Consider the following 14271-nt stretch of genomic DNA (forward strand, 5'->3'; position numbering starts at 1 on the left):
TGCCACCTCCAGAATCTGGTGGCGTCTATTGCAAACGCGCAAGCGTTCTAAAAAACTGCAGTCTGCCGAAATCGGCCCGAATTCTAAAATTTAGAACAACATTCTCAGCCGGGCGCATGCCAAAGCTTTTTTGACCGATTGATGATTGCAGCCGGACACCGACAAAAGCCCGAGTCGTTGCTCCACACGACCGAGACCCTACCCGAGACGAACATGAGCACTGAGACACAAACCACTGTTCCAACGCGGACTGCCACCTCCGGCTACGCGAAGCTATACCTCTACGCCCTTGTTATCATCGTCATTGCCGGTTTCGTCGGACCGGTCTCATTCAATGTCGGCCCCGGCAAAGTTGTGCTGCTACCCATGGTCTGGGCAATCCTGATGGGAGCCGCTATCGGTCTGGCCCGGCCTTACATGCCAGGCGCGTTGCAACTGGACATCGGGCTTCAATTCAAGTCGGCAGCGGTATTGCAGGCAGGCCTGATGCTTTTTATCGCCAAACTCGGCCTGCTGGTCGGGAACTCGCTGCCGGAAATTGCTCGCGCCGGTTGGTCGCTTGCTTTCCAGGAACTGGGGCACTTTGTCGGCACCATCCTCCTCGGACTGCCCATCGCGCTTCTTCTCGGTATCAAACGGGAAGCCATCGGCGCGACCTTCTCGGTCGGTCGTGAGCCAAGCCTCGCCATCATTGGTGAGAAATACGGCATGAACTCTCCCGAAGGCCGCGGCGTGCTCGCGGAGTACCTTACCGGGACTGTTTTCGGTGCAGTCTTCATCGCAATCTTCGCCGGGTTCATTACCAGCCTTCATATTCTTGACCCGATTGCTCTCGCCATGGGCGCGGGAGTCGGCTCGGGTAGCATGATGGCCGCTGCCGCGGGCGCGATAGCAGCGCAGCAAACTCCGGAGGTTGCAAAGACTGTCGCAACCTTTGCCGCGGCGAGTAACCTCATCACCTCGGTGGTTGGCACGTACTTCACCCTCTTCATATCGCTTCCGATGGCGGTGTGGGCGTACAAGGTTCTCGAGCCGATTCTCGGAAAGAAGACGAAGGCATCTGTTGCCGAGTCAGGCCCCGCCGGCGAAGCGGTCAGCGAAGGTCACAACGAACTCTCCGGCAAGGAACGCTGGGGCGCCTGGTTCGTTGTCGCCGCACTCTCACTCGTGAGCGACCTGCTTCTCTACAAGACGAGCCCACTCGTGGCACTCCCCGGTATGGTCATCATCGTGGCGTGCGTGGCCGTTGGCCAGTTCCTGACCGATATGACCGGCCGCAAAGTGCCTGCCGTATGCTGGATTTCGCTTATCGCAATGTTCCTGACCTCTCCCGCCTGTCCGTGGGCTGCACAGATGGTTGCGATTACAGGGAAGGTCAACTTCCTCGCCTCGACGCCCCCCATGCTCACGTTCGCCGGCTTGTCGATTGCAAAGGATGTTCCGGCCTTCCGCCGACTCGGCTGGCGGATTGTCCTCGTTTCGCTTATCGCAAACGCGGGGACGTTCCTCGGAGCGGCTTTTATCGCTCAAATTTTTCATCACTGAGTTGCATGGCTGCTACACCGCTCGTCGTTGTCGGCGAGCGGTTCGCATAAGCGCACACGAACATATCCACGCACTGCCCTACTTCACCGCACCTTCACTGCGTAACCTCGCAAGGCGAACTCCCGGCTGATGGTTTGTGATGGTTTCGGCTGACTTGAGGCACTTGCCGCGGGGTTCCCCGGTTAGGTGGACACGTGCGATGCACGCTTCCGCAAGACCACTCCACCCAGAAGCACCGCGCCCAGCAGTCCATTGGCTAATGCCATCATGAGCCAGGGCATCGCAAATCCCCCGCTCACGCTCACTAGCACGCCGAATACTGCCGGAAAGGTCATAACGCCGCCGAAACTGAAGAAAAGACATCCAGCGATCGCAGACGCGACCTTCTCCGGCGGTGCCGCGTCTGCAGCTTCTGAAAGCAACACCCCGTTCCAGCCAATGACGGCTGCCCCAAGTACAAGGCAAATAGCAATGGCCGACATATAACTGGTCATCAGCCGCGTCGAGGAAATGGCAACCTCCGCAAAACATGCAGCCAGGCTCAGCGCTGCCAGCAATAGGCGCGGGCTCGCCCCACGGTCTGCAACGATGCCCCAGACCAGGCGAAATATGGCTCCCGATACGTTCGCGACCGTCACCATTGCTCCCGCCCTAAGCGGTGAGTAACCAACCTTGTCGTAAAAGTAGGACACGACGAATGTACTTGCACACATCTGGGCACCACCGAGCACGAACGCCGACAAGGAAAGCAGTCGCAGATATGGATGCGCCATCGCGACTCCGATTGAACGCCACCAGACCTGACGTTGCCCCCCGTTAACCGTGTGCTCCTGGGAACTGCCCGAGGCCAGCGGGTGAATCGCGGCGGCTATCGCGACACATACGACTGCCACAACCGACAAGGCCGCTTCCCAACCGAAACGAACAGTCATCACTGGGACCAGTGCTCCTGCCAATGCCGTGCCGACAGGAACTCCGATCTGCTTAAGCGAGAATATCAGTCGTCGATTTCCGGCACTTGTCGTGGCGCTCAGCAGTTGCGAACTTGCCGGCGTAATCGGGCCATAACCGAAGCCGAGCGCTATGGCGGCGGCAATCAAGCTGACAGCGCTCCCATGCAGGGCGAACAACAACCCGGTTGCGCAGCACAAGACGGCTACCTGACACGTTTTCATCGCACCCAGCGATTGCACGGCGAGACCCGAAAGAATCGTTGCCATCGCGGCAGCAGCATACAGAATTGAGATGAATGTCCCTGGATTTATGGCGTGAAATCCACTCTGCCTTTGCACTACTGCTGTCAAACCCGGAATCGTCAGCGCTGCAAACGCCGTTGTAATTTGCACCGTCGTTGTCGAGACTACCGCGGTTGTCGCCTTCATCGGGGACCTCTGCATCAAAGTCCAAATCGTATCTGGCAGATCGTCCGAGGAGCACGCTGCGACCATGACTTTTGTGTTGCCTTTTTTCGCACGCGCGCTGCAATCGTTGATAGCCACGAGCGTTATGTTTCGGAGGACACTGACCTGATCGTCCTGGGCCAATGACACGCACGCACGCTCGAGAATTGTGTCCAGCGTTCAACGACCATTAACGAAGTCGACAGTGGAGTGCATCCCATGGCCACCTTCAATTCAGTGACGGCGCCTGATTACGCCCCAGCGCAAATGATTCCAGTTCGAGCTCGAGGTTCTCGTGTGTGGGACGAGCAAGGCCGTGAATACATCGATTTGACGAGTGGCATTGCCGTAACCGCCCTTGGCCACGCTCATCCTCAGTTAATCGCCACGCTCACGAGGCAGGCAGAACAACTGTGGCACGCGAGCAATGTCTACACGAACCTGCCTGTTTTGAAGCTGGCAACCCGTCTCACAGAGGCTACTTTCGCTGATAGCGTCTTCTTCGCAAACTCCGGCGCAGAAGCAAACGAGGCGGCGCTAAAGCTTGCCCGACGCGTCGCTTACGACCGTTTCGGACTTGACTCGAAGAAAACCAGGATTGTTTCTTTCGGACGATCGTTTCACGGGCATACCCTGTTCACCGTCAGTGTCGGCGGACAGCCAAAATATTCAGAAGGGTTCGGCCCATTGCCACCAGATATCTCACACGTCCCCTTCAACGACATTGACGCCGCCTTACGCGAGATAGACGCGCAAACCTGCGCCGTGATTGTTGAGCCTGTTCAGGGAGAAGGCGGCATCATTCCTGCTACCCGCGAGTTTCTGGAGCATCTACGCAGCGCATGCTCGAAGCACGAAGCCCTTCTCATCTTCGACGAAGTGCAGACGGGCATCGGCCGAACCGGCACGCTTTTCGCCTACATGGGACATGATGTGACGCCTGATGTCCTTACTACCGCAAAGGCACTCGGCAATGGATTTCCGATTGGTGCGCTGCTAACTACGTCCGAGATTGGCAAACATCTCTCCGCGGGCACTCATGGTTCAACATACGGCGGAAATCCACTCGCAGCCGCCGTCGCCGACCGTGTTGTCGAATTGGTGAATACGCCGCATATTCTTGAGGGCGTGCGCGACAGGAGTAACTCAGTTTTCGCGAGCCTTCGTTCCATCAACTCGCGAACAGGAATGTTCCGCGAGTTACGGGGTATGGGATTGCTAATTGGCGCCGAGCTGAGCGATTCCTACCGCGGACGGTCCAGGGAAATCATGTCCACCGCTCTCGATGAGGGTGTGATGCTCCTGAATGCAGGTCCCGATGTGCTGCGGTTCGCACCTGCACTGAATATTCCCTACGAGTGCCTCGATGAAGCATTCATCAGGTTCGAGGCAGCCCTGAACAAGCTGAACCGCGACAAAGCCACCTCCTCCGCGACAGTCGCGGCCCAATAGTCGCGTCTAGCCGCGCTTCAAAAAACGTTCCACGAGACGAACAAAGTACGTCGATCCGATGGGAAGCAAATGGTCATTGAAGTCATAGCTTGCGTTGTGCAACAGGCAGGGGCCAACCCCATGCCCTACGTCGCGGTGATCTCCGCCACCATTGCCGATGAACGCGTAACACCCCGGTTTGGCGCGCAGCATGAATGAAAAGTCCTCCGCGGCCATGGTCGGCTGAATCGATGCATTAACAGCCTGGTCGCCGACCACCTCGCGCATCACTTCGACTGCCAAAGCCGTTTGCCCGGGGTCGTTGATAGTCGGCGGGTAGTTTCTGCTGAACTCGACCTCGCTTCGACAACCGAGCCCAAACGCTGTAGACGAGACGATTGCACGCATACGATTCTCGATGAGATCGAGTGTTTCGTCCGAGAACGTCCGGACCGTCCCACCAAGCCACGCGTGGGTGGGCACGACGTTTTGCGCCTCTCCACCGTGAATCTGTGTGACCGACAATGCTGCCGCATCGACGGGATTCTTGTTGCGAGTCAGAATGCTCTGCAACGAACTGACGATTTGCGCGGCGGCGAACACCGGGTCTTCGCCAAGGTGCGGCATCGCGCCATAGCAACCTGCACCAGTCAGGGTGATTTTGAAGAGACTGGTCGAAGCCATGATGGGACCCGGCTTGACGCCGAAATGTCCCTCCGGAATCCCGGGCCAGTTGTGCACGCCGAAAACGGCGTCGACAGGAAACCTCTCAAACAGGCCGTCGTCAATCATCGCCTGCGCGCCCGCGCCTTCTTCCTCCGCGGGCTGGAAAATGAAATGCACCGTTCCGTCGAAGTCGCCTGAAGTCGCAAGGTATCGCGCCGCGCCGAGCAGCATCGTCGTGTGACCATCGTGACCGCATGCGTGCATGGCGCCTTGTATCGTCGAACGATGCTCGAAGTCGTTCGCCTCCTGCATGGGCAGCGCATCCATATCGGCACGCAGACCAATGGCCCGATTACTGCTGCCGCGCTTCAACGTGGCGACCATTCCGGTCTTGCCGACGCCGCGAACCACCGGCAAACCCCAGGATTCCAGCTTGCCGGCAACCACATCCGCGGTTCTATGTACGTTGTAACCCACCTCCGGATGGGCATGTATGTCGCGACGGATAGCCGACATCTCTTGCGCAAATGCCTGGATTTCAGCGATAGCGTTCATTTTCTCTCTGTACGGTTTCTACTCTGCGTTGACCTGGTTCGACTGGTTCAACTCACTCGACACGGAGTCGACAATCTTCAGCACTCGATGATGTTGACGGCAAGACCGCCGCGCGACGTTTCCTTGTACTTCGTCTTCATGTCCGCGCCGGTTTGCATCATCGTTTTGATGACCGAGTCGAGCGACACGTAGTGAGTGCCATCTCCGTGCAATGCCATGCGGACGGCATTTACCGCCTTTACCGCCCCCATGGCATTGCGCTCGATACAGGGAATCTGCACCATTCCGCCAACCGGGTCACAGGTCAGACCCAGGTTGTGTTCCATGCCGATTTCCGCGGCATGCTCAACCTGAGCGGGCGTACCGCCTAGCGCGGCACAGAGTCCCCCCGCGGCCATGGAGCACGCGACACCGACCTCTCCCTGGCAACCGACCTCGGCGCCTGAAATCGATGCATTCAGCTTGTACAGCGTTCCTATAGCGGCGGCGGACAGCAGGAAGTCGTAGATACCCTGTTGACTGGCGCCGGGGGAGAACTGCGCATAGTAATGAAGGACGGCCGGAATAATGCCTGCGGCGCCATTTGTTGGAGCGGTGACAACGCGGCCACCACTGGCATTCTCTTCATTGACCGCCAGCGCGAAGAGATTCAGCCAGTCCATGTCGGCAAGTGCCCGGTCACCCTCATTGTTCTTCCGGGCAGTGAGCTTCTGATGCAACGCTGCAGCGCGCCGCTTCACCTTCAGCGGGCCGGGCAGATGGCCTTCGGTCCGGCAACCACGGTTGACGCACGCCTGCATGACCGCCCAGATCTGCTCGAGTCCCGCCATGACTTCCGTTTCTGAACGCCACGTCAACTCGTTTTGAAACATGAGTTGCGCGACGGACATGCGATGTTCTTCGCACAGCGCGAGGAGCTCCTTGCCGCTGCTGAAGTGATATGGAACCTTCGTGAGCGCCGCGACGACCTGGCCGTTCTCCGCGCCAGCGGTGACAACAAATCCACCACCGACAGACAGATAAGTCGAGCGCCGAATCTCGCTCTCCGAACTATCGAACGCGATGAGCTTCAGGCCGTTCGGATGCTCCGGCAGCGCTTGCCTGTAGAAAACAATGTCGCGCTTGCCCCAAAAGGGGACGTTATGCGCTCCAGCGAGTGGAAGCTGAGACGTTTCCGCGACGGTGCCAAGCTTGCTGTCAATGCTGTCCGCGTCAATCGTGTCGGGTGCTTCGCCCATCAGCCCCAGCATGACGCCTTTATCCGTGCCATGGCCCTTACCGGTGGCGCCGAGCGAACCATAGAGCTCCGCCCGGACGCGGACGACGCGCGTAAGCGCACCAGACTCTTCCAGCGCACGCACGAACATCTGCGCTGCCCGCATCGGTCCCACGGTGTGTGAGCTCGACGGACCAATTCCAATTTTGAAAAGGTCAAAAACACTTACTGCCATGAGACACGGCCTCGTTGGAGAGCGCCAGCCCGCACGCGCCAGCGCTTCTGATAGTCAGATCTGGAAGAACTGCGCGACGATGAGCTCCGCGACAATCAATATCGCTGTGGCAAATACGAAAAGCCTGGCGAACCGTATGCGTTCATCGTATGACGGTCTCATCGTCAAGATACCCATATCGTCGCCGCCTCATATCTGTAGTGAAACTCCCTGGCACGGCCGGGGAGGGTTCAACTCAAACTCAACTCAAACTAGAAGTAGCCGAAAGGCGTTGCCGGTTCCTTTGCTGTCTCAACCCACACGCTCTTGGTCTGCGTGTATTCGTACAGCGCCTCGACACCACTCGAACGGCCGTAACCGCTGCGGCCGTACCCACCGAACGGGGACGCGACGTTAATCGACTTGTAGCCGTTGATCCAGAACGTACCGGCGTTGACCTGGGCCGCCACGCGATGAGCACGTGCAACGTCCTTTGTCCAGACGGCACCCGCAAGACCAAACTCGCTATCGTTCGCAATTGCGATGGCTTCGTCTTCCGTCTCGAACGGGATGGCCACCACGACCGGACCAAAGATTTCCGTGCGTGCGACGTCCATGTCGTTCGTCACGTTCGAAAGGACCGTCGGACGAACGAAGTAACCGCCGTCCGAACGCTCAGCCGAGCCAGCGGCCAGCTTCGCTCCTGCCTGGACCCCGCTATCAATCATCTTCATGACGTGGTCGTACTGCGTCTTGTTGTTGATGGGACCGACTTCGGTCGCATCATCGAGCGGTGCACCAACCTTGATCCGGTTCGCGCCGTTGGCAACGAGCTGTACGAATTCGTCATAGATGGACTTCTGGACAAGCAGACGCGAGCCCGCGACACAGCTCTGTCCACAAGCCGCGAAAATAGCAGCCTGCGCACCCAGCGCCGCCAGGCGCCTGTCTGCATCTTCGAAAACGATGTTGGCCGACTTGCCGCCGAGTTCGAGCAAGCACGGCAGAACACGCCTGGCAGCCGCTTCAGCGATACGAACACCCGTCGCCGGCGAACCGACGAACACCACCTTCCTGATGGCTTTATTGGCGATGGCAGCTTGAGCAACGGTGTGGCCGTAACCGCTGAGGACGCTCACGAGACCCCTCGGCGCACCCGCACGTTCAACCAGAAGGCCGACCACCAGCGACGTAAACGGAGTGAGTTCCGAGGGCTTCAGCAGCACAGCGTTACCCATGGCGATCGCAGGCGCCACCTGCCAGCCACAGGTATTCATCGGCGCGTTCCAGGGCGTAATCTGCAAAACGGTGCCCATCGGCTCCCGGCGCGTGTAGTTGAGGTGCGTGGTCGGCACTGGAATCACATCGCCGTAGAACTTGTCCGTCCATCCGCCGTAGTATTCGAACTGCTCGGCAACCTTCGCGACTTCCCCACGACAATCCCGGATGGGTTTGCCTGCCGCAATCGACTCGAGGCGTGCAAGCGGCTCGATTTCCTTGCGGATTTCGTTCGCAATGGCGAACATCACGCGGCCGCGTGCCGCGTGCGTCAACGACCACCACTCTTTCTGCGCGCGCAGAGCTGCGACAGACGCTTGTGCCACAACTTCGGCGCCGCCGTCGGGATAGGAGATGCTCTTCTCACCCGTGGCCGGGTCGAACAGCTGGATGACATCGCCCGTGCCGACGACCAGTTCGCCGTTGATGTACGAGCCCACTTCCTTGAGATTCGGGAAGAAGTATGCAAATGCGGACAGCAGATTCCCGGTACCGTTGGATTTCACTTTTCAGCTCCTGTGTTCAATGAGTTACTGCTTGTCGATGAACTGGACGATGCGATTGAAATCTTCCGCATCGCCGATTGAGTCGGCGCTCTTTGCCCACAGACGGCCCGTTTCGTTCGCAATAGGGGCAACTGCGTCGACGCTACGCAACAGGTCCATCGCGAGGCGAATGTCTTTGCGCATGAGCTTCATCGTGAAGCCGGAATCGAACTTGTCGTTGAAAATCCAGGTCGGATAGTTCGTGAGCGTCGAGCTGTTGCGCCCCGAACCGCCATTGAGTGCTTCGACGAGCTTCTCCGGATTCACACCGACGGCTTCCGCGGCGCGGATGGCTTCGCTCGTAGCAAGCAGATGGACGCCGGTCAGAAGGTTGTTGATGATTTTGGTTACGTGACCAGCGCCGACCGGGCCGACATGAACGCGCTTGGCGCTCATCACGGCGAGGATGGGCTCAACGGCCGCGACGTCCTCATCCGAGCCCCCCAGCACCATCGTCATCGTTGCGGCTGCCGCGCCCTTCGGACCACCGCTAACTGGACCATCGACGAGACCCACTTTCACTTCACCCAGCGCGGCCGCAACCTTGCGCGTGCTGTTCGGGTCGGCCGTCGTGGTGTCGACCACGATGAGCCCCGGCTTTGCGTTGGCCGCGACGCCACCTTCACCTAGCACGACTTTTTCGACGATGTCCGACGTCGGTAATGAAAGAATCAGCACATCGGAATCGCGAGTGATGTCAGCGATGGAAGCACGCGCCTGGACACCCCCTTCCCGCAGCTTCTCCGCGACGCCGGGAGCGGTATCGAAGCCCAGCACGTTATAGCCACCACGCTTGAGCGAGAGCGCCATGCCGCGCCCCATGTTGCCCAGACCAATCACACCAACCGTCTTCATATCTTCGACTCCAAGTCTCTTGATTTCGCAGTCTGCGGCGTGGCCGTTCCACGTTCCTGACTGTTCGAGTTGCCATACTGGACTTTTGGAACCCTATAATCAATAAACGCCAATACTCAGATTGTTCTAATAATTCGCACGGTGACATCTTATGGCTGAGGGTCTGACAGAAAGCAGAATCGTCTATTTCTTCGAGGCGGTTCGATTTGGAACCATCCGCGCGGCCGCGGACTGGCTCAATGTGGCGCCTTCCGCGGTGAGCCGCCAGATTGGCCTGCTCGAGGGCGAGCTGGATGCGGCGCTGGTCGAACGCCATGCGCGTGGGGTCAAGCCCACGGAGGCGGGACAGTTCGTCATCGAGTATTTCCGGGAGCAGTTGGCGCACCGGGACGACTTGCTGTCGCGTCTTCAGGAGCTTCGCGGTCTGCGTACGGGCCACGTCAATGTCGTTCTGGGTGAGGGCTTCGTCTCCGACGTGCTGTCTGGCCCCATGCAGCATTTCTGCAAGCAATATCCCGGCATCAAGGTCAACCTCGACCTCGCCGGGACGAACGAAGTGATGCGGAAAATCACCGAGGACGAAGGCGAGATTGGACTTGTGTACAACCCGCCTCCTGAGCCGAAGATTGTGTCGCGCGCATCGCGCATGCAGCCTTTGATGGCCATAGTGGGGCCGAGCTTTCCTCGCGCCGCACGCGAGAAACCCATGACAGTGCAGGAATTGGCATCGTTCCCTCTCGCTGCAACTCATGCGTCGTACGGCACGAGGCAGATGCTCCAGGCGGTGGAGTTCGCCGAAAAAATCCGGCTGGACCCAGTCGTCACGACGAATTCAATCGCCATTCTCAAGCAGTTTGTGAAGTCTGGACTGGGCATCGCTTGTCTACCCGCCTTCTCCGTGTCGACCGAGCTCGACGCGGGTGAACTTGTCGCCATCCCGATCGACCATCCGTTGCTCGCCAACGCCGAAGCGCACCTGGTCACGCGAGTGGGGAGAAAGCTGTCCGTCGCGTCGAACAAGCTCCTCCAGTTGATGCACTCGCAGATGCGCGCTTTCCGTTGACCCGTTGGCATCTGATATTTAGAACAAAATTCTGTGTTCACGACATTGGACGTTCTTATTGCCGAGCGCAGACTTACGGAAAACGAGGAGGCACCTTGAATAGCACCCATCAGGCAGATGTCTGGCAGACGATTCGCAAAGAAGCAGAAAGCGAAGCACGCGCGCGTCCCGCCATGCGCGCGTATTACGAGCATCGTGTGCTTGCTCACGACACGCTCGGCCAAGCCTTTGCAGTTCTGCTTGCTGACGAGTTGGCAAGCATGGACAAGACGCTGCCGGATTTCGGCGCTGAGTTCGCCACCACCATCAAGAAACGCGCGGTCGACGAAAGTGCGGCCGCGGATATCCATAAAATTGCCAGCGCCAATCCAGCATGTCCGAATGCGCTTTCCGCCTTTCTGTCGTTCCGTGGAATCCAGGCAATTCAACTGCACCGAATCGCACACGCGTATTGGATTGCCGGCGAGAAGACATTCGCCGTTCTTCTTCAGAACTGGTGCGCGAAACAGTTCAATGTCGACATCCATCCGGCGGCGCGCATTGGCAAAGGGTTGTTCGTTGACCACGCGATGGGCATTGTCATCGGCGAGACCGCGGTAGTCGAAGATGAAGTGAGCATCTGGCACGGCGTCACCCTTGGCAGCACTTTTTCCGAATCGGGTGACCGTCATCCCAAGGTACGGCGCGGCGCCACCCTCGCCGCTCACGCAACCATCCTCGGCAATATCGAAATTGGTGAGAACGCCGTTATCGCAGCCGGCAGTGTGGTGAGGCAGTCGATACCCGCGAACATGGTTGCTGCCGGTGTTCCAGCGAAAGTCATCAAGTCGGTCGCAGCCAACTATGCGGCCATCACTGCGCCTTCAAATAACTAAGGGTATTCGGATGATTCCCCCAAATCAGCATCGTCTGGGCATCGACCATCCTGTCGTATCGGTGAGAAATCACCCGGCAGCCGTAGAAAAGTACAAGCGCCTCGGTTTCTCACCGAGTCCAATCTCTTATCATCCCTGGGGTTCCGTGCTGACCTTGATGATGTTCGAGAACAACTTCATCGAACTTATCGGCATCGACGACCCGTCCAGGTTCGGCACTGGAGAAGTCGACGGATTCTGCTATGGCCGTACACTCGGCGAGTTTCTGGCGCGCTCGGAAGGCCTCGGGTTGGTTTCGCTTCATAGCAAAGACATCGAGAGTGATTTTGCCGCAGTCAAGGCTAGCGGGTTGCCCACTCAGCAACGAGTCGATTTCCGGCGAAAGATTACGGCACCGGACGGCTCACCGGACGAAGCAGTCGTTTCGCTCGGTATGGTCATGGACACGGAGCTTGGCGACGCGTCCAACTTTCTCTGCCAACAGCATCGTCCCGAGTTCATCTGGCGAAAGGACTGGCAGAACCACCCGAATGGCGCCAATGCAGTTCTTGAAGTCGTCTACGTCACCCCCGACCTGAGTCTTCTCGAAGACAGGTGGACGAAGCTCTTCGGCGCAGAACAAACAAAGCGCGTGAACGGGCATGTCGAGGCGGATACCGGCTATGGCAAGGTGGTCGCACTCACGCAGGAACAGGCAGAAGAACGGTTCGCAGCAGTAGGCCTGCCCGTCGCCTACACCGAAAAGCCTCATGGAATCGCTTTGCAGGTCCGTGTGCGCGATATTGCGGTGACGGAGCGCATACTTGCCGGGAATGGTGTCAGTCATGCTCGAACAGCGAAAGGTGTTGCGGTGACACCGGATTCCGCCGGCAATGCAATTATCGAATTCGTTCAGACGGCCTGATTCGCTTATTGATACCCATCGTAGTGTCTTTTTTTATGTCCCCCGTCGTTCCATTCCATTTGCCCGGCAAGTGCTGAGACCAAAGTTTTAAGTGCACGAAAAAAGGCGTCTTTGCCTGTGTGCGATTGCACGGGCAAAGACGCCAGCGCGCTGGTACTTACAGGGGAAGTGGTGAGCGCGTCACACCCTGACGCAGTCGAATCCGCGGCGCAAACCAGAATCAGTGTTGCACGCCAAGGCTTTCACGCTTGCCACCGTTAAACGTGTATAGCGTAAGCGTTGCGTTCTGGAGGTCGCCCTTCGAGTCGAAGCGTGTCTCGCCGATAACGCCCTTGTAGTCCGTCTTCTGCAGATAGGGCAAATACCTGGCGGGGTCCGAAGAACCAGCGCGCTTCATCGCGTCTACCAGAATCATGACGGCGTCGTACGCATACGGTGCGTAAATCACGACGTCCTCACCATACTTTGCCTTGAAGCGCTTCTTGAAATCCTCCATGCCCGCTGTGTATTCCGGCGTAATACCTCCGGCTTCCGCACAGATAACCTGGCGGCCTTGCAAAGCTGAACCCGCGAGGCTCGGTAATTCACCGGTGCAGATGCCATCGCCACCCATGAACCTGGATTGCATGCCGAGCTGCTGCATCTGCTTCAGCATCGGCCCACCTTGAGCGTCCATTCCACCATAGAACACGACGTCGGGGTTCTCCCCCTTCACTGCGGTCAGTACACCCCGGAAGTCCGTCGCCTTGTCGGTGGTGTATTGACGATTGACGAGCTTCGCACCGGATGCCTCGGCGGACTTCAGGAATTCATCCGCAATACCTTGGCCATAGGCGGTACGATCATCAATGACCGCGAACGTCCTGGCGTTCAACTTCTGCACGGCGTATTTGCCGAGCACCGAACCGAGCTGGCCATCATTGGCGACCAGCCGGAAGGCTGTGTCGAAACCTTGTTGCGTGTACTTCGGATTAGTTGACGACTGGGAGATTTCGGGAATGTGGTTGTCGAAATAAATCTTCGACGCAGGTATCGTAGCACCCGAATTGAAGTGACCGACGACACCCTTTACGCCGGCATCTACCAGCCGCTGCGCGACCTGGGTCGCCTGACGCGGATCGCCGCCATCATCTTCTACCTGCAGCACGATTTTGACCTTCTTCCCGCCGATGACCGGCGGGTTTGCATTGAGATCATCGACTGCCAGTCGCGCTCCACGTTCAACGTCTTTCCCAAGGTTTGCATTTTGGCCGGTCAAAGGTCCAGCGAATCCGATTTTCACGGTGCTTTCCTGAGCATGTGCAATCATCGGCGTAGTGGCGACGAGTGCACTGCTGGCAGCGATAATGAACTTCAGGTTCCTCATTGATATTCTCCAACCACTGGATGATTTAACTATTATTCAGGGATCCGCAATCGGACCAAGCGACCGCTCAATTTTCGGGTGTCACCCCGAGGTGGTTAATCCGCGCCTGGAAGCATTGCTCCTGGGGTGCGTGAAATTAGTGTCCGCGCGTCAATTTCCCACGCCAATAGCAACCGGCATTCGATCTTGTTCTAATTTTGAGAACGCGGGTGGCTTGATGCTCCAGACCCTTGTGCTGCAAGGAGGAACATGAGACTGCGTGCTGAATCGTTACGCCTTCTTCGGGTAAACGATGTTCGATGAAGGTGATCTGCAAAGTGAAAGAGGCGGCATGAAGCCGCCTCTTTACGACAAAACA

11 protein-coding genes are annotated in these 14271 nt (G+C 58.0%); 5 read left to right on the forward strand and 6 right to left on the reverse strand.

The genetic code is table 11. From position 1 onward, the window contains the following. Positions 1–213 precede the first annotated feature (213 nt). Positions 214–1545 (forward strand): DUF3100 domain-containing protein, encoded by a 1332-nt coding sequence (locus tag QM685_RS05020; protein ID WP_415113354.1) that lies wholly within the window; start codon positions 214–216, stop codon positions 1543–1545. Positions 1546–1727: 182 nt separating this feature from the next. On the opposite strand, the gene QM685_RS05025 is transcribed toward QM685_RS05020, so the two are convergent. Further along, positions 1728–3044 (reverse strand): MFS transporter, encoded by a 1317-nt coding sequence (locus QM685_RS05025; RefSeq protein WP_415113356.1) that lies wholly within the window; start codon positions 3042–3044, stop codon positions 1728–1730. Positions 3045–3164: 120 nt separating this feature from the next. Between QM685_RS05025 and QM685_RS05030 the strand changes: the two genes are divergently transcribed. After that, complete coding sequence (locus QM685_RS05030) at positions 3165–4397, forward strand: acetylornithine/succinyldiaminopimelate transaminase (RefSeq protein WP_415113358.1); 1233 nt, start codon at positions 3165–3167, stop codon at positions 4395–4397. A gap of 6 nt (positions 4398–4403) precedes the next feature. Here QM685_RS05030 and QM685_RS05035 read toward each other — a convergent pair whose 3' ends face one another. From QM685_RS05035 to QM685_RS05050, 4 genes are all read right to left on the reverse strand, one after another. Next, positions 4404–5597 carry a M20 aminoacylase family protein gene (locus tag QM685_RS05035; protein WP_415113360.1) on the reverse strand — a complete coding sequence of 398 codons (1194 nt, stop codon included), beginning with the start codon at positions 5595–5597 and terminating at the stop codon, positions 4404–4406. 77 nt (positions 5598–5674) lie between these two features. Next, positions 5675–7048: an L-serine ammonia-lyase gene (locus tag QM685_RS05040; protein WP_415113362.1), complete on the reverse strand. Its 1374-nt coding sequence runs from the start codon at positions 7046–7048 to the stop codon at positions 5675–5677. 251 nt (positions 7049–7299) lie between these two features. Next, complete coding sequence (locus QM685_RS05045) at positions 7300–8811, reverse strand: aldehyde dehydrogenase family protein (protein WP_415113364.1); 1512 nt, start codon at positions 8809–8811, stop codon at positions 7300–7302. Between the two features lie 24 nt (positions 8812–8835). Further along, on the reverse strand, positions 8836–9705 hold the full coding sequence (locus QM685_RS05050) for an NAD(P)-dependent oxidoreductase (protein WP_415113366.1): 870 nt from the start codon (positions 9703–9705) through the stop codon (positions 8836–8838). 151 nt (positions 9706–9856) lie between these two features. Here QM685_RS05050 and QM685_RS05055 point away from each other — a divergent pair, with 151 nt between their 5' ends. From QM685_RS05055 to QM685_RS05065, 3 genes are all read left to right on the forward strand, one after another. Next, positions 9857–10768 carry a LysR family transcriptional regulator gene (locus tag QM685_RS05055; RefSeq protein WP_415113368.1) on the forward strand — a complete coding sequence of 304 codons (912 nt, stop codon included), beginning with the start codon at positions 9857–9859 and terminating at the stop codon, positions 10766–10768. Positions 10769–10863: 95 nt separating this feature from the next. Next, the gene (epsC, locus tag QM685_RS05060) at positions 10864–11643 is read left to right on the forward strand and encodes a serine O-acetyltransferase EpsC (RefSeq protein WP_415113370.1); all 780 of its coding nucleotides are present in this window, start codon (positions 10864–10866) and stop codon (positions 11641–11643) included. 10 nt (positions 11644–11653) lie between these two features. Then, on the forward strand, positions 11654–12547 hold the full coding sequence (locus tag QM685_RS05065; protein ID WP_415113372.1) for a VOC family protein: 894 nt from the start codon (positions 11654–11656) through the stop codon (positions 12545–12547). Positions 12548–12767: 220 nt separating this feature from the next. On the opposite strand, the gene QM685_RS05070 is transcribed toward QM685_RS05065, so the two are convergent. After that, positions 12768–13913: a branched-chain amino acid ABC transporter substrate-binding protein gene (locus tag QM685_RS05070; RefSeq protein WP_415113374.1), complete on the reverse strand. Its 1146-nt coding sequence runs from the start codon at positions 13911–13913 to the stop codon at positions 12768–12770. Between the last annotated feature and the right edge of the window lie 358 nt (positions 13914–14271).

Source organism: Paraburkholderia sp. (assembly GCF_047605525.1).
Taxonomy (GTDB): Bacteria; Pseudomonadota; Gammaproteobacteria; order Burkholderiales; family Burkholderiaceae; genus Paraburkholderia.